Below are 25,385 nucleotides of genomic sequence, written 5' to 3'. Positions count from 1 at the left end.
TGCATCTTGTTTCTTCCAGAGCAGTAAGTTTACGATCAAAGTTAAGTTTGCGATCGAAGTAAAGCAACCCAAGCTTATTTAATATTGATTACCACTGATGTGAATATCTCCACCCCTAGGCTGATTAAGTGACATCACAGTAGAAGCAACGGAGCCTTCAAGTTGAAGATCTCTCCTAAGACATTCAAACCAAAAATCATGAGCAACCCCATTTTTATCAGTAAGTCTAATGGATCCTGCAGGAGGACGGGGTACCAGTCCACCAGTACCAACATAGGAAATGCTTATTTGGCTCTGAGGGGGTATAGGGCAACCAACACTTGTTTTTCCATTACAAGGTTCAAACCAAACTGAACTACCACCTAAACCAGGAATCGAGTTACCCCAGCCATCAATAAACCAGGTTTGTGTAGAATAATTATAAATGGTACGTGCATGATAAGAATTATCACCACATACGTCTCCACCAGCCGAGGCTGTTAAGATAGAGAATAAATTCAATATTAGGAGAAGAGTCAGTTTGTAGGAGGTTAATTTATGCATGTTATTATAAGAAAAATTTTTATATTCTAACTATTGTAGATTGTTTTAGTCAAATTACTCTATAACGGTGAGAAGAATTTTCATCTGCGCTCTAAGCTTGCGCGAGAACGACACAGAAGAGCAATCATACCAAAACGCCGGCTTGGTTATAGGGGGTTCGTTGGCGATGCCCCCTTCAAAGTTGCTAGAGTGATTTTCTTCCAAGCTTATCAATAACTTTCAATTGGGCTAATCCAAACCCTAAAATTCTTGAATCAAATTTTGAAGGAAAAGGAGGCGTCAATTCGATTGAACTTACTTTTTCTCCTTTGAGATCGATGGCGAGTTTTGATTTTGATAATTTATCGTGGAGGGTAATATTGTAAGTTTCTGTTCCTACGACAATTTTTAATTTATGGTCCACATTAGGACCGTAAGCGGTAGTTGATAATACTAAATCAAATTGATTGGGTAAGGGTTCGGTAAAATCCAAACGTACTGAAGGCGCTAATTTGGCATCAGACCATCGCCCCCAGGATTCAACTCCGGATAAGCCTTTAATATCTTTAATAAAAATAGGTACCCCGTTGTGAGAAAAATCAATGCCCTCAGACAGTGTCGCAGGATAGGATGGCCCCGATTCTGTAATGATATAACCTGCTTGTTCCATTATTTCTCTAAAACTCATGGAATCAAGCTTTGTATGGGTGGATGGTGTGATGCGATAAAAAAGCACTCGATCATCTTTTCTTACCAAGGTCGGACCACCTTCTAAAGCATTTAGTCTATCGACTAACGCTTTAGCTTGATCTGCAAATCCGTTGCGATCGATATAAATACCTGCAAAACCTAAACGCTTAATTACCTCAAGTTGTTTATCAATCGATTCCTTGGAGAGATAACGATAGAATAAATCCCCTTTTCTACCTTTCATACCAGCATAGGTCCAGCGTAAAGTGTTTGAATTTAGGTAACCAGCAAGCAAGTCATAATCTGCTAAGTTTATATTATTGCCATACTCAGGAAATCCCATATAAGGTAATTGATAAATCGCTGAGCCAGGAGGCAGCATCGCTTCAATTTTTTTAATAAAATCCCTGTCTTCGATAAACCTATTTTTGGCGCTGGTAGTTAAGGCCGTATAGGATGAAGGTGTCTGATCAAAAAGACCGAGCAACAATAGAACTAATGGAATAGCGGAATAAACTAATTTTTTACCTTTATATAAAGCTTCAATTTTTTTATTTTGTTGTAAAACCAAAAATAAAGCAGCGAGGGCAGCAAAAGAAATAAAGATGCTTATCCTATTCCAGCCACGGATGGCAGGGGAAACAATTAAAGCAAATAAAACACTTAAACCTCCCGTATTTGCAATCAGTAAATAAGCGAGCACTAGGAGAGAGAAGAAGCGAAGTCTAGGATCAACTTGTTTACCGAGTGTTGCAGCAAAAAGCGCTACAAGCAGTACAAGCAATCCGACAGAACCCAGGATACCTAAGGATTCTGAATAAACGGCTTCGGTTACTTCATAATACTTGCTGTATGCATTGACAAATTGTGAAAGTTTGGCAATTCGATGATTAGACGTTGGGAAGAGTAATGGTGCTATTTTAAGTCCATAAGTTTCCGTTTGTTTGGGTTCACGGTGCGCCACTTCCACATTAGGACCCTGCTTATGCTGATAGATTAGGTTAGGTAAAATATTGAGACCGACCCCGCAGGCAACCATGCCAGAAAAAATGATCGATAAAGTTAGACCTTTAAGTGTTCTATCTTTAATTGCGGAAGCGAAGCCACAAACCACAAAACTAATAATTCCAAAAAATGCGTAATACACGCCGAATGAACTTAGAATAATAAATGCCCCAAAGAGGAGGATAAATTTCTTAAGGCTACTGAAAGGCCAAATAGAGGGTGCATCTAAAAATATTTTCCAGCTATAGTAAAAATAGATCGGAACCACAAAATACCAAGTGTAAAAAATGTGACCAAAAAAGCGCCAAAAATGAAAGGGAGTAAAGGTGAAAAGAAGCGCTGTTGAAAAGGCATATACGTTTCTGAATGAGAGTGCCTTAAGCACTAAAAAACTTGCAATAAAAGCGAGGGGAAAGCTAAGAAGCAAGTATATATTGAGTGCGCCGTAATAAGAGTTAGTTAAAATTCCAAGCAATTTAAGAGCAAATATACTGCCATTATCAGATTGCGGATAATCCAAAAAATTCGAACCAAAAGGATAGCCACTCCGTGGGTTATCAAAAAGCCATCCCTCCCTTACTCTTTGAACTAGCCAAGAGGTAAAATTTGTATCACCGCCATAAGTATAAGGATAATCTAAATGAGGAATTAATCCTGATGGCCATCCAGACAGTAAGATACTTGCAAATAAAACAGAAAAAACGGAACCGATAAGTAGCCATTTCCAATCATGACGCATAGGATGCCAAAAAGATAAATGGTGAGAAAGATTTTCTTGCATTGTAATTCCTAACTAATTGCGTAATCAAGACGCCAACTATCGATTAGATAGAGCTTGAGTACTGAAAGCTATTTTTATGGGAACTTTAATAAATCCAGATAAATTTGTATCCTGATTTTCAAAGTCCGTAAGCTGATATCTTTTTGAGATTTTATTCAGTAAATTTTTTAAATCTTTTTTAGACTCTGAGGAATAAAATATTTTAATATTTTCTAATTCAAAAGTTAACTGGGGTTGCTTACCAGAATAGTTATTAATATGAGCAAGTAAAGCATAACCTGATTTCGGTGACTCTATTAAATGTTCGTAATCGAGATAATAAAAATTATTTGGCGGAAGAGTAGAAAACTTTTCTGCAAAATCGGTTTCATAGAGTTTATCGGTAAACGGAGCTTTGCCGTTTAAATCAAAAACTAATAGATCACCACGATTAATTAATTGTGCTCTTAATTGCGTTGAATTCCAGCAGAATTCGGCTCCAGCAAAATGAGTGATAATCATCGCATCGGGAGGTAAGTTATTAAATAACCCGTTTTTAAGCGATTTTTCAAAGATATCACGTGAGTAGCGAGTAAGCTGATTATACCAATTAGTAGATAGTTGGTTTGCTACGAACGAGATGCTTATCATGCTGCTCATCAAGATCGCAAAAAATAATTTTAGATAGGTTAATTTCTTTTTAAAATAATTTGATAAAAATGAAATAATATTGTTGAAAATTAATGCCAGCATCATGCAGAGCCCAATTTGTTGCAATATAACAGGAATGTGGCTCATACCTAATCTCAATTCGAGTTGATAGCGTTTACTAAGCCCTATCATTACAGCAGGAGTGATTTGTAACAGCAAGCTTATTAAAAAAACGTATCGCGAATGCGGAATTGTAGAGACCTTATTAAGCTGCCTATAAATAAGCGCTGTTGAATAAAAAAGTAGTAATAATGCGATAAAATAAGTGCTTTTTGAAAACGGAAAATAAAATAATCCTTCATGGAATAGGTAAAGATTCACTAGCGGAAATTCACCCATAAATTGATTGAAAAAAGTAGGGATAAAATGATGAATACTACCTAGGGAAGTTCCTTCGTAATGTACTCCATAAGATTGGCGAAGATAAAAAATAATTACCCCATAAGTGAGCGTAAGTAATAAGATAGTAGTAGTGCCAATTAATTTAGATTTATTATCATATTCTTTTGCCCAACAATGTAAGGCAAGTATTAGCACAGGAACTATGACGGCCACTTCATAGGTGAGCAGCGATAAGCTAAAAAATAGTAACATATAAAACAAATATTTAATTTTATACTGTTGAATAAAATTAATGTAATTAATTAAAGTCAGCATGATAAATGAAATAACTAGAGGTAATAAAAAAGCCTGAGCTACCCAAGGTGAGTTAGGGGAAAGAAACCAACAGAACGGCACTAAACTGCAAAACAATAAGCTGTATTCCTTTTTATTGCTGAGCTTGAATAAAAATAAGCAGACGAATCCTAAACTAACTAAGGTTGCAATCCAATGAATCAAATTATAAAGAATGACGTTATCACCAATTAAATAAAACAGCGGATAGGTTGTGATGAAGGAAATAGGATAGAATCTCCCAGTATTTATCCATTCGATAATGATACCTTTTGTAAAGGCAAACAGGGTTTTATTTTGGGTGATTAACATGCCCTTAATCTGACTGTTATATAAATCATCACCTGAAAAGCCAAATTGAAATAGAGGAATAGAGGAAATAAGGAAAAATAAGATGAGTAGTGAAATGGTTAGAGTCACGTCATGATTTTTTCTTATTGATGAGACATAGCTATTGTCCATTGATTAAATTATCCCAAATAACTTCTTAAATTTGTTAAAAAATTAGTGCTCTCTTTAATTATGCAGCTAAGACTAACCAATCCAAGTTAGTAAGTCAAAATAAGGATCGATTTCTTAAAGGCCATTGATTTACATAGAAATACGCCCTAATTATTGTTGAAAATAAGCTCAATTGACTTTAGATAATTAAAAAAGTACGCTTTGCTCGCTTGAGTATGAGAAAATAAGTCATTCCTATTGTATTTAAGGGTATACAACCAAATGAAAATCAAAGCGTGTGATTACATTGCCAAATTTTTAAAAGCCCAAGACGTAAAATTTATTTTTGAAATGTCAGGAGGCATGATCACTCAGATTTTAGATTCTATTGATCAAGAAGGCGGCATTGATATTGTCAGCATGCACCATGAACAATCGGCTGCATTTGCAGTCGATGCTTATGGACGGTGCACAGGTAATGTGGCGGTTGGAATGGCTACAAGCGGACCTGGTGCAACCAATTTAATTACTGGGATTGCAAGCTGCTATTTTGATTCTTCTCCCGGTCTTTTTATAACAGGCCAAGTAAATACTCATGAACAAAAGATGGATAAAGGAATCCGACAGCTTGGTTTTCAGGAAACTGATATTGTTTCCATGGCTCGTATTATTACCAAGAAAAGTTACAACATCACGTCAGCAGATCAGATTGAATCCGTCCTTAAAGAAGCTTATGAAATTGCGATTAGCGATAGGCCGGGTCCAGTACTAATTGATATTCCAATGAATTTGCAACGAGCAGAAATCGAAGTCGCTCCTATAGAAAAAATCACCAGGAAAAAAATTGATACCTCAGTTGATAGCGGTATATTTGATGTGTTATTGGCAGCGATTATGCAAGCGAAAAAACCCCTAATTTTAGCGGGTGGTGGTATTAATGGTGCTGGTGCTATTAAACAATTCCGCCATTTAATCGATAAATTACAGATTCCTGTGGTTACGTCTCTTTTAGCGGTTGATGCAATCGATTTTGAGCATCCTTTACGCGTTGGATTTATCGGTAGTTATGGTAATCGCTGGGCAAACATTGCTTTAGGTCATAGCGATTTATTAATTGTACTCGGTAGTCGTTTAGATATACGTCAAACTGGCGCCGATGTAGAATCATTCCGCCACAACAAGAAAATATTCCATGTTGATTGTGACGAGAGCGAAATTAATAATCGAGTTAAACATTGCGTACCTTTTGTGATGGATGTGGCAGATTTTATTGAGCAGCTACTAACGGTTCTTGACGATAAAAAGCTAGCGCTAGATAAGCCCTGGTTTAATGAAATTGCTCAGCTTAAAAGCGAATGGCCGGACACCAAAGAATTGCAAAATATATCCGGAATTAACCCTAATCATTTTATGCATTTATTATCGCAATATTCTCAAAAAACGAAGGGCTATGTTGTCGATGTAGGTAACCATCAAATGTGGTCGGCTCAATCCCTGGAAATCAACTCCCAGCAATTTTTTATGACTTCTGGAGGCATGGGGGCAATGGGTTTTGCTTTACCTGCCGCAATTGGCGCTTCCTTAGCACATAATAAGAGTCCGGTTGTAGTCATCGCTGGAGATGGTTGTTTCCAATTAAATATTCAAGAATTACAGACCATAGTAAGAAATAAAATTCCGATGAAAATGATTGTTCTAAACAATAATTGCTTGGGGATGATTCGACAATTTCAGGATAGCTATTTTAACAGTCGTTATTTATCAACCTATTGGGGATATAGTGCACCTAATTTTGAGGCAATTGCCAATGCTTATGGTATCCCAGCCAAAACAATTGTAGTTTCTGAGGAAGTTGAATCGAGCCTCGAGTGGCTGTGGGATAATGAAGAAGCTGCTTTGCTACAAGTCATGGTAGATATGCGTGCAAACGCTTATCCTAAAATTGCATTTGGCCGACCGATAACCGAAATGGAACCTTTTACTACGCCAGTGGGCATGGAAGCAACCTAAAGCAGCTCTTGTTTACTAACGCGCAGATGGGCCAAGACCCAATCTGCGCGTTAGGTGTCAAAGGATACCTATAAACGGGTTATTGATTTGGACAACCAGCTTGATGATAGGATACGAGTGCAGTATAAATAGCCGAGTAATTTTCAAAAGCTCGACGATTCGCTTTTAAGTCATCAAAGGCTAAATTGGTTCGATTACAATCGCCAGGCTCAGAAATTTTCAAATGGTCACCAGTGGGTTTTTTATAAGCCATAAAGGTACTGCCGCAATGCAAATGTGGCCGTTTTTTTGCTGGATTTCCCAAAAATTCCTCATTGCCACAGAAAGTTTTTTTGAAGTCTAGTTTTCCAGCAAACGAAAACATAGGGATTAACATAATTAGGCTGGCAGCTGCAATTAAGCGTTTTTTCATTGTTATTAGCTCCTAAAAAATGGAAAGCCAAATTTACCATGCCTCAAAATAGTATCAAGGGTTTTGATTAAAAATAAGGCTTAGTAACTGCGCTTAAAAACAAGACGCTTATTTAAAACGAAACCTAAACCGGCAGAAAAAATGATTGAGATAAATCCTGTGATATAAAGATCCGTTGATATTTGTTTTAAAAAACCGATTAGCGTGATATTAAAAAAATAGAGAAAAGTGTAGACACCAATGAATTTAAAAATCAGCTGATTATTGGAATTTTTAAATACAAGTTTACCAAAGGTTTTAAAATTAAATAAAACACCTAGAACAGTTGAGAATAATAATGCGAGAGGATATCGCAGACCTAGAGTAATAAAAATGGCATACCATAAATAACTGAATAAAGTATTTAAAATACCCACTAAAATATATCTTACAAGCTCTTCTTTTGAACTCATCTTATTCTATCCAATTGTGTCTTAACAAAATTCGCAGGTGTTCATCTGGAATCATGTCAATATAGCCTCTTGATCTGACGATTTGTATTCTAACGATTTTAAATGCCAGGCTCTCGTTCGATTAACAGCATCGATTAGTTTGACGTGCGGAGCTAATTGAAGCTCTTCTCGGGCTCGATCAATGTTAGGAACATAACGCTCAACTTGGTGATTTTCTGGTTTAGCTTGCTTGACATTGACTGCAATCGATTTATTACTCGTATTTGCTACAACCTGGGCAACATCAGCCAAACTATAGTCTTCATCAGAGCCAACATTATAGGGGTAAGCAGTTTTACCCTTAAAAAGAATTGTCCAAAGCCAAATAGCTAAATCCGCGGCATAAAGGTAAGAGCGGAACGGGGTCCCATCTCCTTTGATTTCTATGGTTTGTCCCTGCAAACTGTTATGAATAAAATTACCAATTGCAAAATGTTCATCTAGCGGTAAGTAGGGACCGACAAAGGCAAAGCAACGAGCAATTTTTATATCTAATCCATGCTGGCTAGCATATAAATAGCCCAGGTGCTCAGCTGCACATTTACCTACTCCATAAGTGGATTTAGGAGTAGTCAAATAAGCTTGACCAGGATAGGATTCAGGAATATGGGTAAGCTCAGAAGGTTGTTTGCCATAGATGGCCCCGGAACTAGTCAAAAGAATCTTTTTTGCCTTACATTTCCTAGCAAACTCAAGTGTGTGTTTTGTGCCCTGTAAAATACCATCGAAGATAGCAAGCGGATCTTCTTGGTTTAGTTTTGCATTCGTATCTGTGGCTGCATGAATAACATGCGAAAAATGATGTGAGGGGTAGACAAAATTTCTAACATCACCTTCATGAAATCTAAGTGAGGGTGAATGAAAGAGTTGAGGATGTCTATTAGCAAAACGAGTAACATTTCTCGTGAGTACAACGGCCTCAGCATTTAGATCAAGTTTATTATTTATCCAGGCAAAACTTTCTAATAACCAACAGCCAAAAAAACCAGTTCCACCTGTGATAAAAATCCGTTGTTCACGTAATTCTTCCCACAGTGGCAAGGTTTTATCAAGGATGTAATCTAAATCATGAGCTAAAGGATTGCTGTTCATATTATTGAGAAAAATTAACACGTTCTTTTTCGACGACTAAAGGACGCTTAGTAACCCGTGTATGGATTGAGGCAATGTATTCTCCCAATAAGCCGATAAAAAATAGCTGTACTGATGAAAAAAAGAATAAACCTATTAGTATAGGTGCTACACCAAGATTAAAGCTGTTCCAAAAAAATAACTTCAAAACAAAAAAGCTAAGAGAGATTAGTAAGCTAATGATAGAAAGCGAAAATCCAGCCATCGTTGCCAAACGCAAAGGAATTTTGGAGTGGCTGGTAATTCCTAACATCGCCATATCATACAAGGAATAGAAATTATTCTTTGTCACACCCCGCGCTCTGCGAGGTTGATTATAGGGGACTTCTGCGATTTCAAGTCCAATCTCGGCAATTAAGCCGCGAAAATAGGGATAGGGATCTTTATGAGTACGTAAGATATCAACCACTTCTTTATCGTATAATCCAAAACCGGTGAAATTTTTTATTAACTTAACATCGGCAATTCGTGTTACGAAATTATAGTAAGCGCGGCGAATTGCAAACATCAATTTTGATTCCTGACTTTCGGGTTTTACGCCCACTACAATTTTGTAGCCCTGCTCCCATTTATGAATAAATTCTTTAATCATATCGGGTGGATCTTGCAGATCAGCGACGATCAAAATGGTTGCATCACCATTCGTTTCCAACATGGCATGATAGGGTGAACGGATATGTCCAAAGTTTCTTGCATTCACAATGACCTTAGTATGAGGATCCTGTTCGGCAATCTTTTTTAAGAGGGCTACCGTGTTATCGGTCGAAGCATTATCGATAAAAATATGCTCATAACGATAGTTGGGGATTTCTTCGAATATTGCTTTGACCTGTCGATGTATTTCTTCAACATTTCCTTCTTCATTGTAACAAGGCGTAACAATACTGATTAATTTCATAAGAGATTCTCAACTAATTGTCAGTGAAGGAAGATGAGTAAGGCCCTCTCATCTTCCATTAAAATTGGAATGCTTTAGGCAGTTACCTCAGCATGAGTCTTAGCAAACTGCTCAAATGATTGGTGAATATGGTCCATCATTTCAGGAGTTAAGCCATGATGGCAACCAAGCAGAATTCCACCACGCATGACTCGATCGGCATTAGGATAACCTGCCGCAGATTCACGTCGTTCAATGTTGCTAAAACCTGGTTGGCGTAAGATATTGCCGGTAAAGACAGTACGAGTTTGGATATTGCGCTTTTCTAAGAATATTTGTAATTCTTTGCGCGAAAATGGCGCACTATCTTTAATCGTTAATGGAAATGCTAACCAACCTGTATGCGAGTTAGGCAATTGTTTTGGTAGAATAAACCACTCTTTATAGCGGCTAAAAAACTCGGTATGCAATTGAAACGCATGGTCACGCGCATTAATATTTTGGTCTAGTTTGCTAAGTTGTACTAAACCGAAAGCAGCACCCATTTCGGAAGGCTCTAGGTTATAACCGAGTGCTTCGAAAACAAATTTTGCATCGTAATCAATACCATCTACTTGAATATTAAAACGATTTTCAATGGCTTCTGATTCCACGAATAAAGAAGAACTTCGGCCCCAGCTGCGTAATAATTTCGCACGAGAAGCTAGAGTATCTTCATTAACACAGAGCATTCCACCGTTACCAGCACAGTTAACTACGTGTGAACCATAAAAACTGGTGGTGCTAATATCGCTGAATCGGCCTACCGACGAGCCACCGATGGTTGCACCCAGTGTATCTGCAGAATCTTCGATAATAATGAGATTATATTTATCAGCAAGATCTCTTAGCATTTTCCAATTGGGTAGATTTCCTAGCAGATTAGGGATCATCATTGCTCTAGTTTTAGGCGTTATCATTGCCTCCACCTGATTAGCGTCGATATTGAAAGTACCTTCTTCAACATCAACAAAAGCAGGAATTAAACCATTGCGAATTAGAGGAGCTACCGTGGTGGAAAACGTTAAGGTTGGTGTAATGACTTCGGAGCCTGCAGGCAAACCCAGGATTTCAATGGCCAAATAATTAGCAGAAGAGCCGGAGTTAACCATTATTCCATGTTTTTTGCTAAATAAAGTGGCAACTTTCTCTTCCATTTCGCGCACATGCTTGCCCATTTGGGTGGACGTGCGTAATACGGAAACAACTGCTTCAATTTCTTCTTCGCCGTGTACAGTTTTTCCGTAAGGTACATGGATAAATTGCTGAGTGCTCATTATTATTTTCTCTCTAAAAATTTAAAGACTAGATATCCCGAATAATTACCATGTTTTCCATGGTGCTTTATCGGATTCCCATAATTCTTCCAAATAGTTTTTATCTCGAAGTGTATCCATCGGATGCCAAAAACCATCATGATTAAATGAAGATAATTGGTCTTCTTCCGCTAACCGTTCTAAAGGATGTTTTTCCCAAATGGTGTCATCTCCTTCGATATAATCGATAACCTTAGGAGATAAAACAAAAAAACCACCATTAATCCAACCACCGTCGCCTTGAGGTTTTTCTTTAAAACCAGTAATTCTGTCACCCTCCATGAGGAGTGAGCCAAAGCGACCGGGAGGTTGAATGGCAGTTAAAGTTGCCAGCGTTTTCTGTTTTTTATGGAATGAGATTAATTCACTAATGTTCACGTCGGATACGCCATCGCCATAAGTGAGGCAAAAGTCCTCATTTCCTAGATGATTAGCGATTCGCTTAATTCGCCCGCCGGTCATTGTCCTCTCACCTGTTTCTACGAGAGTAATGAGCCAGGGCTCAGCATTATTCTGATGGATTTCTATTTTATTATTGGTGATATCCAGAGTGACATCCGACATATGTAAGAAGTAATTGGCAAAGTATTCTTTAATTACATAACCTTTATAGCCTAAGCAAATGATAAAATTATGAATATTATGAGCAGAATATAACTTCATAATATGCCATAAAATAGGTTTGCCTCCAATTTCAATCATAGGCTTTGGGCGAACAGATGTCTCTTCACTGATCCTTGTACCTAAGCCGCCTGCTAAAATGACTGCCTTCATAAAATCCCCTTATCTACAACGTTACTTCGTCGTACGAGTACCCAAGTTTATTGGGTGCCTTATTTATTTTTTATCATCTACTGGTATTTTCTATTCAGGAATTAGCCAAGAGTGTAGCGATATTCATTTTTAATTGCTAATTCTTAAATGGAGAATTTAAAGTCGATACGGGATTATACTGATTTTTGTCCATATTTCACCTAATTGTAGGGCCGAGTAAAATAAAATTTTCTCCCTTATTTTGTGTAACTTAAGTTAGGTTGGATTACCTACGCTATAGCTTGTGGAGTATAGAGCAAACGATTATTATAGGAAATCTTCAACTTAAGTTGCTTGTCGAAGGGAAGTACTGGTTATTTTCTGAAGCACAAATGGATTTTCCCTTAAATTTGTAACCCCAATCATATGGTTTAATACGCATTATGGTCACTACTGTAGGTGCTGTAGAAAAAATAATTCCTCGACCAAAAACGAGCTCTTTTTCTCCTGAGATTGAATCCTTGAGGGGTGTTGCTTCTTTTGCGGTCGTCATGGGACATCTTTACCTGCTTCTTTTTTTACCGGTACTGTATCCTGGACGTCCAGTGATCCCTTCTCATCATGATCTCATTGGTGTTCTCATAGCCGGTCTGTTTGATCCTCAGCCTGCGGTACTGCTTTTTTTTACGATTAGTGGTCTTGTTTTGGGGCGTCAACTTAAGAAGGAACCTATAGGCGACCTGTTTTCGTTTCTTGCCTACCTTTGTCGACGCGCATTTCGATTAATTCCATTGATGTGGGCAACTACTTTTTTAGCGTTTTATTTATTGAATTTAATGGGTAAGCTCGAGTATTCCCTTCTATTTAATACTCTGTTTCTAAATGATATAAATCTTAATGTCCCATTATGGTCATTAAAAGTTGAGTTGTATTGTAGTATTGTTTTTCCAGCCATTTTTTTGCTGTTTGAATTTGGGGGCAAAATAGTTAACTTTGCCCTGTTTGTATTATTGACCTACTTAAGTTTTTATTGGCAGGATCCTATCTATGTTCAATTTCTTGTTTTCTTTCATGCTGGACTGATTATTGACAAATTCAGTGTTAAAGTGACGAAGTTTATGCCACAAAGCTATATTTTACTACTTTTGGGCTTGGCAACGATGACGTTGCTATTAGCGCCGCAATTTAGTTTTGGTCTAAGAGATTGGAATTATGGTCATTGGCAAACTTGGGTTTTTCCTGAGATCCTAGCTTGCTCATTTATTTTATTAGTGATCACTTCCCAAAGGCACTCTTACTTTAATGCTTTCCTACGACTTGCTCCGATACGATATTTGGGAAAAATCTCGTTTAGTATTTATTTAATTCATTTCCCTTTGTTTTTATACATGAAGACTGAGTATACCTTCACTGGTACTTATCCCAATATGCTGGGTTTTATCATTCGTTATTTAGCTCTCGTTATTTTCCTCTCAAGTCTAACTTATCGGTGGATCGAAATTCCATCAAATAACTTGGGTAAGAAGCTGAGTTCAGCCATCTTGAAAATGCGCCGGCGATCGGCTTTTCTTCCGGTAAATCCTCAAGCAGAGTGAGAGCTAGCTGGTTACTTATAACCAGCTATGAATTTTTCCAACCGAATAAGGTTTTGGTAAAATTAGCAGAGAAGCCTTTGTTCCAATGAAAAGTAGACCAGACAGAAGACAGGAAAAGAGAAAGCATAAACCGATTAGGATTTTTTTGCCTAATGGTCTTTGTTTCTACTACTGCATGCGCATAATTGAATAACCAACGATCGGGAACTTTGCCAAATTTATCTCTAAACATGTTATTAATTTCATAATGGACTTTGACTTTTGCTCCGAGCGTTTTGTTTTCGGCATAGAGTCTGGAGCCAGCCAGTTTTTTTTCAAGGTATGCGAATTGTACGCCTGCTTTACCTAATCGTAGCCAGTATTCGTAATCCATGCAGTAGTTCAATGATTCATCTAATAAACCATGCTCTTCTACCACTTTACGTCGAAAAAAAAGAGCGGGTTGACAGATGATACAGGTTTGTTTTAATCGCTCGAAATTCCAGGGTTCAGTAGGATAGGTTTCAAAGGGCTGATCGTTAATGTCAATATGATCCGCCATACCATAAACCACATCAATCTCAGGATTTGCTGAGAAAAAATTGACAATTTCTTCGATCGCGCCGGGGTAGTAGACATCATCGGAGTTAAGCCAACCGATGATTTCACCCTTTGTAGCGTTGATGCCTTTATTAACGGCATCAGTTTGCCCCTTATCTTTTTCGGATACCCAATTAACCAAAGAGCTTGCCTTCTTCAGAACTTCAATGGTGTTATCGGTGCTGCCACCATCGAATACAACATGTTCAATTTCTGCCCCTGTTTGCTGAGCAACGCTTAATAGGGTGCGTTCAATAAATTGTCCTTGGTTAAAAGAAGGCGTGATAATACTTATTTTCATGCTAGTCCTTTCTCTGCAATTAATTGGACGGATTCCCCTTTGCGAACAACAGAGCAACGTTGAACGATCAAGGATAACTCTCGTTGATCATGACTACTATACCCGGTTTTTGCAGGAACGAAAGTAGGTTCCATTCTGATTTCGTAATGTCCGCCTTCGTTGGTTAGAGGCAAGGTCAATAAGGCTTTTTTGCCTCGACCAATCTCAAGAAGATTGTTATGGTCTACTCCATTGTGAACTGCTTTGACTACGATCTTCGATTGCGGTAGCCAATCGGGTACATACAATTCCATTTCGAGCGTTTGTTTACTGGTGTGTGGCGCAACTTGTATATTCATGCGCGAACCTACCCAACCATCTTCATAAGTGCCAGTAAGTTCATCTTCAAGATGATTTTCTTTGACGGCATGTTGAAATAGATACCAGTACTCTTGAGCCATACGTTGTGAGTCCGAGAAGAGTTTTGCCCGTTCTTTTCCTGCAGCAATTAGCTGTTCGCGTAAATTTTTATCATTTTGCAAAGATATAATAGCCTCAGCAATCTGCGTTGGGATACGTGGGTTAAACAGTATAGCGGCGTCACCTACCACCTCAGGTAGCGAGGTTAAATTACTGCAGGCAACAGGAATACCAGCTGCCATTGCTTCAATAACGGGTAAACCAAAACCTTCATAAAGTGAGGGGAAAATGACCCCAGAGCTATGCGTCATGAGGACTGATAATTCCTTATTGCTCAAATAACCTGGGAATACAATTTGTTCACCCAGATTCATCTTTTTTGCCGCATCGGCTAAGAGAGTTGAGCGCGCATTTTCAGCTCCGGTGCAAACCAATTGAATGTTGGAGGCTAAGCCTTGTTTACAAGCCATACCGAATGCGGTTAGCAGCATTTCGTGATTTTTATGTTTCCAAAAATTAGCTGGATATAACAAATATTGTTTTGCACTAAGCTTAAGTTTCGTCAGGATACTTTTATCTTGAGCCGCTTCAGGCAAAATACGCTGTGCCATTTGCAAATAAATTGTTCGTATTTTTTCCGGCCTAAGGCCTCCATGAGTGATGGCGGATTGGCGAGAATACTCTGAAATAGCGGTAAGCATCGAAGCCCGACGACAGGCTTCAGCAAATGTATGTTGACGATGAGCAACATCTTCGATAGTAAAAAATTCAGGATAAGTTTTATATTGCAGATCATAAAGTGTACAGACAGTCGGGACACCTAATTCGAAATAGGTGGGTGCAGTAAACGGGCAAAAAAGTAAATCAGCCCCAAGATTGTGTAATAAAGAGCTGCTTCCCTTTCTCTTTAATAAAACATTGAGACGATAGCCTAAATAGGATAATTTTCGCGGCAGATAAGGAATTCTTCGCGCGCTCGCAGACAACAAGCGATACCAAATAGAGCTTTTTACAGGTTTATCGAGCACCATCATACATTTTATGTTGCTGCTTTCTAATGAGGTAAGTTCCTCGTGAGAAGCGGCTTGGGTAAGTAAGACAAATTGGGTTTCAGGCGCTAATTCCGCTAATTGCTTAAGTAGCTCAAGAACAAAAATCTTTGCCCCTCCATTTTCTCCACCTGGAAGGATTGGAGTCATATCAACGGCAATTGTTTTAAGTCCCCTATCTTTAAAAGTATTTTGTAATTTTTTGAGTTCTGGCCATTTAGCAAAACGATTTAATAAGCGAAACATTCGTCGAGAAAATAAAGCATCTAAGCTGCCTTTGTGCATTTCAATTTGTTTTTTTCGGGCGGAGCTCGCAAATTCATGGTCTTTTATCATAGCGGTCAGTGTGTGAATTTGCTCTAAGCGAGCGGCTCGATCCGCTTCAGACTCTGCTAACAACTTGCTCAAATTTAATTCGCGCTCGCGTAAATCGAGTAAGGCTAAGACAAACCGATTTTTCGGATTAGCAAGAAGAGTGGCTTCAATTTGTTCGGATGAATTAGACTTTAGCGGAGTGCGACTAGCGGTAAAAAACATATCATACTGTGCAAATATAGCCGGTTCGAATTCAAGATGCTGAACCCCAAGGCGATTAAAAAAAGGTTTAATTGATTTTTTGCTAAACAAATAAAGATGCTCATCTTTAATAAGCATATTTAAAAAAGAGCTTTTTTCCTCAACTAATTGGTTATAGTTTACATTCTCTTGAAATTGGGGTGTTTGTATTAGCAAAAAACCTTCAGGTTTAAGCAAGTTCATACATAAATCGATTGTTGCTAGCGGATCAGGCAAATGCTCAAGAACGTCCATTAGAACAATGACATCAAAACTATTTGCGGAAAGGCTTAAGTTCTCTAGCGGGCCAAGAGAGACAGGGGCATCGAAGGTTGTTTGGGCAAAATTTACAACCCACGAGCTAAGTTCGACGCCAATAGCGTCATAGCCAATTTGACGTAATAAAGCGACAAAACTGCCATGACTACAGCCTAGCTCTAAAATTTTGGCTGGAGGCAATTTATATTTTAAAATCGTTTTGAGCCAATGCAGATTTCTTTCACCCAAATCTAAACGTGCACGTGCATAGATATCACTATTCCCCAAATCCTCGCTTTGATGATTAAGCCAATACTGTTTGCCGTAAAAATCGGTCTCATCATTGGTTACTAAATATTGGTCATTCCTAAGTTCGCTTTGTGAAATCAAGGTCTTACAGGATTGGCAAACAACATATTCTTCATTAAAAGAAATAAGTGAATGATTACCACACCAGCATCTGCGCATTTACTCTCCTTTCTTCGTAGGGAATGACATACTTATTTTGCTAGGAAAATCCCTAGCACTAATTGCATTTTCATAAGACTGTTTCATCATTAAAGAATCTCAACCATTCTGGTACGTTTTGCTAACTGTTCTCGTTTTGGCGCTTCCAGTGCTTCGCTGTAAAGATTTAATAAGGCTTCCGCACTTTGTTTCCAGATAAAGGTGCCCGCTTGCTCTCGTGCAGCTACACTGAGTCTTTCTCTTTCCACGGAATCTGTTGCTATCCTCAGCATTGCATGAGCCCAATCTTCAGCATTTTCAGGTGAGAGCAATAGGGTTGCATCCCCTGCTATTTCTGGCATGGAAGTGGAAAGGGAGTTGATCGTGGGGGCGCCAAATTGCATGCCTTCTAAAATAGGTAAACCAAAGCCTTCAAATAGTGAGCAATAAAGATTTGCATAGCAATTTTGATAAAGCCAAATCAATTCTTCATCGGAAATATACCCAGTAAAAATAACCTGGGATTCAATGCCTAGCTCCTGCAAATAAGCTTTAAAATCATTCATTAGCCAACCCTCACCACCCGCGAAAACAAGCGGCATGGGATTTCCATTGAGAGCCAAGTAGCGAGCATAGGCTTGTGCTAAGCAACGCTGATTTTTTCGCGGCTCAATCGTACCGACATTGAGCCAGAACTGGCCGGGAGAAATCGATTTAAGTGCTTTGGGTCGCTTGCCTTCTAATTGAGTATTGGCAAAACGGGAACAAGGATAAATCACGCGAATTCTGTCTTCCGGAAAATGAGGAAATACACTTAAATAATGTGCTTTTGAGGCTTCAGAAATGGCAACTATCCAATCAGCCGCAAGAGAAGAGCGAAAAACACCATTAAAACAGCCTAAACGATTAGCTTCAGTAGTCCAGCTGGGATTCACCACGAAACCCATATCATAAAAAGTATAAATAAGTCGGCTTGATTTAAGTTGAGTCGGGCACCAAAAATTATTGGCATGGATGATATCGGGTATTCCTAATGAATTTTCCAGCTCTTGTTTTGCCCAAAAGGATGAGGCCAGATCACGAGTAAGATGTCGCGGACCATAATGCCCTACTTTATAAGGGTTTTGTAGGGGCATTAATGCGTCAAAATAGAAATCGCCAAAACTTGGATAAAGTGAATAGCGATGTTCTGGAGCAATTTCTAACATCGCTTGGATCATTGCATGTGCAAAAAAACCGCAACCGGCTTTACCACTCCCGGTCTGGGAAATATCAAAGCCTATATGCATTTTATGATTAGTCAGCATGAAATTCGATCCTTGTTTCCTTTAGATTGTGGAATAACCTGTCTCATTGAATAAAAATTATATTATTTCGATTTTTCAGAACGCGATAGTATATCAGATGGCACAAAAGATCTCATAGTTATGCTAATTGACTTTTTTTGATGAAAAAAGTACTCTGGCGAAAAATTGTGAAAAAGGCAAATCAATAAGGATGATTGCTGACTTTATAGTTGAGATAGCTTTTCAATCCAATGAAGGTTATCAAGTTAAGTGCTCTGCTCTGGGGTATTTATCCGATCTTTGTTATACAGGGGCTAGGGTATTATGAGGATACTGAATGCGTAGCGCTTTAATTACAGGTATTACAGGGCAAGATGGTTATTTTCTAGCTGAATTATTACTTAAGAAAGGCTATCGTGTATTTGGATTTGCGCGTAGTGCAAGCCATCAAAAAACAGCAATAATTGCTCAATTGCCTGGTGAGGTGCAGCTTATTTGCGGTGATATCGCTGAAGAGGCAGACATCACCTCTGCAATCCAACAAATTAAACCCGATGAGGTTTACAACCTTGCCTCTCAATCAAGGCCAGGAGAGTCCTGGGCTCAAGCAGCACAAACACTTTGTATTAACGGCTTAGGCGCAATTCGTCTATTTGAAGCGATAAGAACAGCCTGTCCAACGGCTAAGGTATATCACGCTTCTTCATCGGAAATGTTTGGACAGAGTAAAATCAGTCCTCAAAATGAAGAGACTGCCTTTAACCCGACTAATCCCTATGCTGCGTCGAAAGTTTATGCCCATCAAATGGTGCGGATTTATCGGGAGAGCTACGGGTTATTTATCGCTAGTGGGATTTTATTCAATCATGAAAGTGAGCGTCGCCCCTTACATTTTGTAACTCAGAAAGTTGTCTATGGCGCTGCTTGTGCCGCGCTTGATGTCATCAATTCTCCTGATCGTAATGAGCGAGGATTGCCGATTGTTTCACAGGGCAAACTTGCTTTAGGTAATTTTGAGGTCGCTAGAGACTGGGGTTATGCGCCTGATTATGTCGAAGCAATGTGGTTAATGTTGCAGCAAGATGAGCCTAGTGATTTTGTTATTGGCACAGGACAACTCCATACGCTTAGAGAGTTATGTGAAGTAGCCTATCATCACGTGGGTAAAGACTGGCGTGATCATGTAATCAGCGATCCGGCCCTGGTGCGACCACTAGAAACGACTCAAACAGTAGCAGATCCATCAAAGGCAAAAAGACTTTTGGGTTGGAAACCTTCCATCAATTTCGAAGAAATGATTAAGAAAATGGTACAGTTTCAAATTTCTCGATTATCGATGTCTTTTCCGCTTAAGTCGCCTGTTGAGCTGTAAGTTTTACGAGCCGCTAAGAAAATACCAAGCTCATAGAGCAAACATAGCGGCACTGCTAGCATGATTTGTGACAATACATCAGGTGGTGTTAGCAGCATTCCCACTATAAATGCCGCAACGATAATGTAGGGTCTAATTTTTTTTAGCACGGCCAGCTCAACCCAGCCTAAACGAACTACAGTTAAACAAAGAAGAGGCACTTGAAAGCAAACGCCAAAAAGCAGTAGCATTCGTGTAATAAAATCCAAGGTTTCAGCCATATCTGGCATGAGATGAACTCCCTCAGGTACGGATTTAGCAAAAAACTGGAACATATAAGGCAAAATTAAGTAAAAACAAAATAATATTCCAAGGCAAAATAATAATAAGCTAGTAATAATCGCATTGCGTATATGGAAGCGCTCTTTCTTATAAAGTCCGGGGGCTGCAAAACACCATAGTTGCAATAAAGCAAAAGGAGCGGAGCAAAGCATTGCTGTATTCGCAGCAAGCTTAATTGGTATTAGCACTGGCGAAGTAATTTGTGTAGCAATCATAGTATCTTGCTTCGATAAAGCACTAAGTAAAGGTTTTACTAAAGCGTGAAATAAGTTGTTTGCATAGAAAAAAAAGATGCAGAAAAGAACGAGAAAAAATAAAATAACGTGTAGAAGGCGTCTTCGAAGTTCTAGCAAGTGGCTTAGCATAACCGATTTACTCGTTGGCAAATTAGACCCGTTTACCATTATGATTGCTTGGCTAAAGGTTGATTTTCTGAGCTTAGATGCTTGCCTACAACGTGCATTCAGCACATCAGTGCTCAAAAATCATGCCATTTCAGCTCTAGCTAGCGATATAAATAGGCCAGTAACCAGAAATAAGTTTGATTTATGGGAGAATTGTACCAGATTTGCCTAAAAGTCTGAAATGAGGGATGGTACTCTTGCTACAGTTCTGTAGTTCATTGTGGATGCCTCTTAAGATACTTTAGGCTTCTTAATACGAGTTAAGCTTGCACACCGTACCTCTAATTCTGGCCTCCTAGTTCATGATGTTAGCTGAGCAAAGAATACCATCTATGTATTAAAAATAAACCATATCAGAAAGGATGGCAATTTTATAATTGTTAAATTTGAGCAAATCTATTGCTTAGCGTTAATTATTTTCAACTTTTTTGCAAAAAAACGATTATTTTAAGCATCTTTTTTATCAAGATAACGAGTATAATCCACCAAAAGCTCAGAGTTGTAAGATAGAGCAAATTAAGGACTTGATTACTTTCGTACAATAAAAATGGCTATTATTAAAAAAACTGCTGTATCAAATGAGGCTCCTCTTATTCTTTTGGTGGAGGACAATCTTATTGCTTTGCGTTGTGTAGAAACCATTGCTTCACAAGCAGGATGCCGCTTTATCTCGGCGATGAATGGTGAAAATGCCTTAGAATTGGCGAAAAATGATTTTTTTGATCTCATCATTACTGACATCGGCCTACCAGGAATCTCTGGAATTGAATTAACCTACCTAATTCGCGAGTGGGAAAAATCCTTACAAAAAGCTGAAGTTCCAATTATCGGATTAACCGCTCATGATTTAGGCGAGTCAGAGGGTAAATGTTTGCAGGCTGGCATGAATAAAGTAATTTCTAAGCCGATTTACTTACGTCAGATGCAAGAATTGATCACTCAGTATATTTTTAATCGTACGCTTAGTTTTTGAATTGTGAGTTACCTTTTCTAATTAATTTTACAATTAAATCTGCTTTATTTTTTGCATTTAATTTTAATTTTAAAGCATAAATTCGATCCTCAATTGTACGGTGAGACAACTCTAATATTTTTGCAATTTCTTTAGCAGTTTTACCCTCCAGTATTAATTCTGCACATTTAATTTCATTTGCTGTCAAAAATTGCTCTTCGGATGACATCAAAATTTCTAGAAGTAAGTCTCGTTTTACATGATTATTCAGCAATAAATTTAGCTCCACTTGTGAGGGAATATGATCTGTATTAAGAACAATATCATAGGCGCGAGCTAGTGTTTTTGACTGCTTAATCTTTGAGTTAAAAAGCCTAATAAACCGGTCGAGAATCTCAAGATTATTGATATAAATTTGATGAATAGCTGGATTAGAAAGATGGGTGCCAAAATGATAAAAATCAGTGTAATTAGCTTGTTTTTTGATGATGGTAAAGACATGCTTGAAGTCAAAAGCAGCAGAGTCAGCCAGCATTTCAGCAGTTTTACCTGAGCAATCGACTGCATCCCAGATAAGGTATTCTCCTAGATCAGTCGATTCAGGATTGATATTAACACAGGGATCAGCTGCATAATATTTTTTATCCAAATAGTTCTGCAAGAATTGGGGTTGATTACATTGCACAGTCAGTTGATTATTTTTAAACACTCGAAGATGAGAAAAGCGAGTGATATCAAGGAGATTTAACGGTTCGCATAAAAGATTAATTTCTGTGGTATGAAGAATTGAAGGATGATTTTGAAATTGTTCGATCATTTAAAACTCCGATCAAATAAGTCGACGCTGCCTTTTTAACAATATTGTACTCTAATCTGTCATTTCAAAGGAAAAATATATTCAAATTGGAAAAAAAAGCTGCACGAAGTTATTTTTTGACGTCAAAAACACTCTATTCTTAAAAAAAAGGTTATAATGAAGCCAAAAATCAATGTTTCTTGCTGTTTATAGTACACTTTATGGCAAAAAAAGGTATAATCCCGCTGTGTTTTTAGGTGAGATCAAAGTGAGCCATCGTCCACGTAAACGATTTGGTCAGAATTTTTTGCAAAACAAGCATATTATTAGTGAAATCCTTGATGTTTTGCATCTGCAAAAGGATGACAAAGTAGTTGAAATTGGTCCAGGTTTAGGGGCTTTAACTCAGCCTTTGCTTAAATGCATAGAAAATTTGACTGCTATTGAAATCGATACCGATTTACAGGAGCATCTTGGCGCTTTGTCAAGGACTAGCGGCAAATTAAATTTAGTCGCTGCTGATGCTTTAACCGTTGATTATAGTCAATGGGGGCCTGATCTCCGTATCGTTGGTAATTTGCCCTACAATATTTCTACGCCTTTATTATTTCACTTGCTTAATTATGCCTCTTTCATTGAGGACATGCATTTTATGTTACAAAAGGAGGTAGTTGCTCGTTTGGCTGCTCAACCGGGTACTAAGGTTTATGGACGATTAACTGTGATGATACAGTATCACTGTGAGGTTGAATCTTTATTCGATGTCCCGCCAGAAGCTTTTTATCCTGTGCCAAAAGTTGATTCGGCCATAGTGCGTTTAATTCCCCATCAGATATCACCTTATCCAAAAGTGGATGTCAATGCACTTGAGCAATTAGTAGCAAAGGCTTTTGCAATGCGTCGAAAGACACTTGCAAATAATTTAAAGCCCTTGCTTAGTGCAACACAATTATGCGATTTAGGCATAGATCCGCTTGCCCGACCGGAGCAGATTTCTGTAATGGAATATGTCCAAATAGCAAAATTAATCGCTAATTAGTGTAAAATTAATACAGTAATGCTTAGTGGAGGTTGATTTTGTTTCATCGTTATGGAAAAAGAGTAAAATCGTCGCAAACTAAGTCACTAAAAGACTTAACACGAATCGTTGCTGCATCACTATTGCTTGGTGATGAAAAGCGCGGTGTTTTATTACGACAAATTCAAGAAGCTTGTGCCTTAGAGGAAGTGCGTTACGATAGTCTATGCACCAGTCTTGTGCATAATTTGGTTAATCATTGCCAAAATTTACCTGAAACTTCATCCAGTTATTATCCTCAGCCAGGTGGTTTATTAGATCATGCCTTAAATCGTACTGAAGCTGCCTTGAGTCTATTTCAACATTTTTTAATTCAAGACGGGCAAGATGGGCCATCTGAAGAGCAAAAATTATGGCAATATGCCCTACTTTCTGCGGCAATTCTGCAAGGTATAGGTAAATTACAAATCGATTTTCATATCGATTTGTATGACAACCAAGGGCAATTTTTAAAACAATGGAACCCTTTATTAGACAATTTGGTGTCTGTTGGAAGTTATTATGGTTATGAATTTCAAAAAGAATCCAATGAAGACTTTCGTCGTCGTCTTAATTTGTTGCTTGCTCGACTGTTAATGCCAGCCAATGGTTTTGCATGGATTGCCTCAAATCCCGAAGTGCTGGCGGTTTGGCTTGCTTTACTTAATGAAGATATCGAAGGTGCAGGAACTCTTGGTGCTATTTTAATACGCGCCGATGCGATTGCGATTCAGCGGTATTTCAACCACCTAGCTTTAAAAGGCTATGGCTCAGGTCGTGGTGGACGATATGGGCGTATGGGTACATTTACCGATCGCAGCCCAGAATCTGTTGCTGAAATAGAACAACAAATAGGTGTGGAATTTATCCAATGGCTTACTAAATCATTGGAGTCTGGATTGATTATGATCAACAAGGCTCCTTTGCTTATGGTTCCAGGTGGATTATTGATGTCTGCCGAAATGTGGGATCTATTTATGAAAGGAAACCCGCAATATAACTCCTTACAAGCTATACGTAACGGATTTTTATCGTTAGGTATGCATCGCGTTGGAGCAGATGGCAATGCTGTTTTTCGCTTTGAACAAGCGTCTAACCAGCAAATGCATAGTGGAATCATTTTTGAGAATTATGCGGTTGCGTTGCCTGAATCGATTCAACTTTATAATATTCATACGGGTAAAATCAGCACAGTTTCCTCAACGGAACTCATCTATCAAGCTCAGTTTAACTCTAGCTATTTTACCTCAAAACAAACAGTGCTTGCGGCTAATCCCATACCTCATTTGGATGCTTCCGGACGATGGGTAGCTGAAAATTCTGTTTCACCTCAGAGCTCTCTTCGGCCCGGAGTATTGACGAGTGCCTGATTATGCGATTGGCGATGTACAGGGTTGTTATGACCCTTTACAGCGTCTTCTCGAGCGAATTGACTTTAATGATAAAGAGGATCGGTTGTGGTTTGTGGGGGATTTAGTGAATCGTGGTCCACAATCCTTGGCTGTTCTTCGTTTCATCAAAAATTTACCAATTCCTTCACGCATCACTTTGGGTAACCATGATTTGCATTTGTTGGCTAGCCTTTTTGCCAAACACGTGCTTGAAAATCAAGATGATACCTTAATTGAAGTATTAAACGCGGATGATAGTGAGGAATTAGGTCATTGGTTACGAAAACAATCCATTTTATACCATGATCCAACACTCAAGGTGGTGATGTGTCATGCCGGTATCGCTCCAGCTTGGGATCTCGCTTTAGCAAAGTCTTGCGCACAGGAGTTAGAAGCTGTTTTAGCCGGTGATAATTTTTGCAGTTTCCTTAGACATATGTATGGTAATAAACCGGATCATTGGTCATCTGAATTAACTGGTATAGAAAGGTTGCGCGTCATTACTAATTATTTTACCCGGATGCGTTTTTGCGATAAACAGGGCAACTTAGTCTTGAGCTACAAAGGTACTCTCACGGATGCGCCCGCCAATTTAATTCCATGGTATGAAGTGCCTGAACGTAAAAAAATTGATGCGGATATAGTTTTCGGTCATTGGGCTGCTTTAGAGGGACTCTCTCCAGATTCTACTATTTTTGCTATTGATACCGGTTGTTTATGGGGTGGGAATTTAACCGCTCTGCGCCTACAAGATAGGCAACGTATTTCCGTTCCTGGATATGGAACCTGA

21 protein-coding genes and 1 other RNA gene are annotated in these 25,385 nt (G+C 38.5%); 7 read left to right on the top strand and 15 right to left on the bottom strand.

The genetic code is table 11. From position 1 onward, the window contains the following. Window positions 1–78 precede the first annotated feature (78 nt). From Ldro_RS14335 to Ldro_RS14325, 3 genes are all read right to left on the bottom strand, one after another. A complete protein-coding gene (locus Ldro_RS14335; protein ID WP_058497109.1) occupies window positions 79–543 on the bottom strand; it encodes a hypothetical protein in 465 nt (154 codons plus the stop codon). Window positions 544–727: 184 nt separating this feature from the next. Beyond that, window positions 728–2,998 (bottom strand): DUF7024 domain-containing protein, encoded by a 2,271-nt coding sequence (locus Ldro_RS14330; RefSeq protein ID WP_058497108.1) that lies wholly within the window; start codon window positions 2,996–2,998, stop codon window positions 728–730. 36 nt (window positions 2,999–3,034) lie between these two features. Next, window positions 3,035–4,825: a hypothetical protein gene (locus Ldro_RS14325; RefSeq protein ID WP_058497107.1), complete on the bottom strand. Its 1,791-nt coding sequence runs from the start codon at window positions 4,823–4,825 to the stop codon at window positions 3,035–3,037. A 261-nt stretch (window positions 4,826–5,086) separates the two neighbouring features. On the opposite strand from Ldro_RS14325, the gene Ldro_RS14320 reads away from it, so the two are divergent. Then, window positions 5,087–6,814, top strand: a complete 1,728-nt coding sequence (locus tag Ldro_RS14320; protein ID WP_202972540.1) for a thiamine pyrophosphate-binding protein — start codon at window positions 5,087–5,089, stop codon at window positions 6,812–6,814. Between the two features lie 79 nt (window positions 6,815–6,893). On the opposite strand, the gene Ldro_RS14315 is transcribed toward Ldro_RS14320, so the two are convergent. The 6 genes from Ldro_RS14315 to rfbF form a co-directional block, all read right to left on the bottom strand. Further along, window positions 6,894–7,226, bottom strand: a complete 333-nt coding sequence (locus Ldro_RS14315; protein WP_058497106.1) for a hypothetical protein — start codon at window positions 7,224–7,226, stop codon at window positions 6,894–6,896. An 80-nt stretch (window positions 7,227–7,306) separates the two neighbouring features. Beyond that, window positions 7,307–7,678: a GtrA family protein gene (locus Ldro_RS14310; RefSeq protein ID WP_058497105.1), complete on the bottom strand. Its 372-nt coding sequence runs from the start codon at window positions 7,676–7,678 to the stop codon at window positions 7,307–7,309. Between the two features lie 51 nt (window positions 7,679–7,729). Beyond that, window positions 7,730–8,830: an NAD-dependent epimerase/dehydratase family protein gene (locus Ldro_RS14305; RefSeq protein ID WP_202972539.1), complete on the bottom strand. Its 1,101-nt coding sequence runs from the start codon at window positions 8,828–8,830 to the stop codon at window positions 7,730–7,732. Then, window positions 8,811–9,746 carry a glycosyltransferase family 2 protein gene (locus tag Ldro_RS14300; protein WP_058497104.1) on the bottom strand — a complete coding sequence of 312 codons (936 nt, stop codon included), beginning with the start codon at window positions 9,744–9,746 and terminating at the stop codon, window positions 8,811–8,813. The genes Ldro_RS14305 and Ldro_RS14300 overlap by 20 nt, the downstream gene beginning before the upstream one ends. Before the next feature lie 74 nt (window positions 9,747–9,820). Beyond that, window positions 9,821–11,041, bottom strand: coding sequence for a DegT/DnrJ/EryC1/StrS family aminotransferase (locus Ldro_RS14295; RefSeq protein ID WP_202972538.1), 1,221 nt, complete (start codon window positions 11,039–11,041; stop codon window positions 9,821–9,823). Between the two features lie 45 nt (window positions 11,042–11,086). Further along, window positions 11,087–11,854 (bottom strand): glucose-1-phosphate cytidylyltransferase, encoded by a 768-nt coding sequence (rfbF, locus tag Ldro_RS14290; protein WP_058497103.1) that lies wholly within the window; start codon window positions 11,852–11,854, stop codon window positions 11,087–11,089. A gap of 422 nt (window positions 11,855–12,276) precedes the next feature. On the opposite strand from rfbF, the gene Ldro_RS14285 reads away from it, so the two are divergent. Further along, a complete protein-coding gene (locus Ldro_RS14285; RefSeq protein WP_058497102.1) occupies window positions 12,277–13,428 on the top strand; it encodes an acyltransferase family protein in 1,152 nt (383 codons plus the stop codon). A gap of 25 nt (window positions 13,429–13,453) precedes the next feature. Here the strand turns inward: Ldro_RS14285 and Ldro_RS14280 are convergent, their stop codons facing one another. The 3 genes from Ldro_RS14280 to Ldro_RS14270 form a co-directional block, all read right to left on the bottom strand. Beyond that, window positions 13,454–14,308 carry a glycosyltransferase family 2 protein gene (locus tag Ldro_RS14280; RefSeq protein WP_058497101.1) on the bottom strand — a complete coding sequence of 285 codons (855 nt, stop codon included), beginning with the start codon at window positions 14,306–14,308 and terminating at the stop codon, window positions 13,454–13,456. Further along, complete coding sequence (locus Ldro_RS16140; RefSeq protein ID WP_083497984.1) at window positions 14,305–17,037, bottom strand: glycosyltransferase; 2,733 nt, start codon at window positions 17,035–17,037, stop codon at window positions 14,305–14,307. Before Ldro_RS16140 ends, Ldro_RS14280 begins: the two co-directional genes overlap by 4 nt. Before the next feature lie 89 nt (window positions 17,038–17,126). Next, a complete protein-coding gene (locus Ldro_RS14270; protein ID WP_202972537.1) occupies window positions 17,127–18,323 on the bottom strand; it encodes a glycosyltransferase family 4 protein in 1,197 nt (398 codons plus the stop codon). A 316-nt stretch (window positions 18,324–18,639) separates the two neighbouring features. On the opposite strand from Ldro_RS14270, the gene Ldro_RS14265 reads away from it, so the two are divergent. After that, window positions 18,640–19,674, top strand: a complete 1,035-nt coding sequence (locus tag Ldro_RS14265) for a GDP-mannose 4,6-dehydratase (RefSeq protein ID WP_058497100.1) — start codon at window positions 18,640–18,642, stop codon at window positions 19,672–19,674. On the opposite strand, the gene tatC is transcribed toward Ldro_RS14265, so the two are convergent. After that, window positions 19,620–20,360, bottom strand: coding sequence for a twin-arginine translocase subunit TatC (gene tatC, locus Ldro_RS14260; RefSeq protein ID WP_058497219.1), 741 nt, complete (start codon window positions 20,358–20,360; stop codon window positions 19,620–19,622). The two genes, Ldro_RS14265 and tatC, sit on opposite strands and share 55 nt — an antisense overlap. Window positions 20,361–20,619: 259 nt before the next feature. Beyond that, window positions 20,620–20,695: non-coding RNA, 6S RNA (gene ssrS, locus Ldro_RS17100), on the bottom strand. A 251-nt stretch (window positions 20,696–20,946) separates the two neighbouring features. Here ssrS and Ldro_RS14255 point away from each other — a divergent pair. After that, window positions 20,947–21,372 carry a response regulator gene (locus Ldro_RS14255; RefSeq protein WP_058497099.1) on the top strand — a complete coding sequence of 142 codons (426 nt, stop codon included), beginning with the start codon at window positions 20,947–20,949 and terminating at the stop codon, window positions 21,370–21,372. On the opposite strand, the gene Ldro_RS14250 is transcribed toward Ldro_RS14255, so the two are convergent. Beyond that, the gene (locus Ldro_RS14250; protein WP_058497098.1) at window positions 21,362–22,168 is read right to left on the bottom strand and encodes a helix-turn-helix transcriptional regulator; all 807 of its coding nucleotides are present in this window, start codon (window positions 22,166–22,168) and stop codon (window positions 21,362–21,364) included. The two genes, Ldro_RS14255 and Ldro_RS14250, sit on opposite strands and share 11 nt — an antisense overlap. Window positions 22,169–22,415: 247 nt before the next feature. On the opposite strand from Ldro_RS14250, the gene rsmA reads away from it, so the two are divergent. Genes rsmA through Ldro_RS14235 form a run of 3 tightly spaced genes read left to right on the top strand, consistent with a single transcriptional unit; the run spans window position 22,416 to window position 25,385 of the window. Next, entirely contained in the window at window positions 22,416–23,186 is a 771-nt protein-coding gene (rsmA, locus tag Ldro_RS14245) for a 16S rRNA (adenine(1518)-N(6)/adenine(1519)-N(6))-dimethyltransferase RsmA (protein ID WP_058497218.1), read from the top strand. Between the two features lie 38 nt (window positions 23,187–23,224). Further along, window positions 23,225–24,574: a TraI domain-containing protein gene (locus tag Ldro_RS14240; protein ID WP_058497097.1), complete on the top strand. Its 1,350-nt coding sequence runs from the start codon at window positions 23,225–23,227 to the stop codon at window positions 24,572–24,574. Then, window positions 24,567–25,385, top strand: coding sequence for a symmetrical bis(5'-nucleosyl)-tetraphosphatase (locus Ldro_RS14235; protein ID WP_058497096.1), 819 nt, complete (start codon window positions 24,567–24,569; stop codon window positions 25,383–25,385). Before Ldro_RS14240 ends, Ldro_RS14235 begins: the two co-directional genes overlap by 8 nt.

Origin of the sequence: Legionella drozanskii LLAP-1 (assembly GCF_001467585.1) — a bacterium.
Lineage (GTDB): Bacteria > Pseudomonadota > Gammaproteobacteria > Legionellales > Legionellaceae > Tatlockia > Tatlockia drozanskii.
The sequence above is the reverse complement of the archived record's forward strand: the minus strand, read 5'-3'. Positions and strand labels throughout refer to the sequence as shown.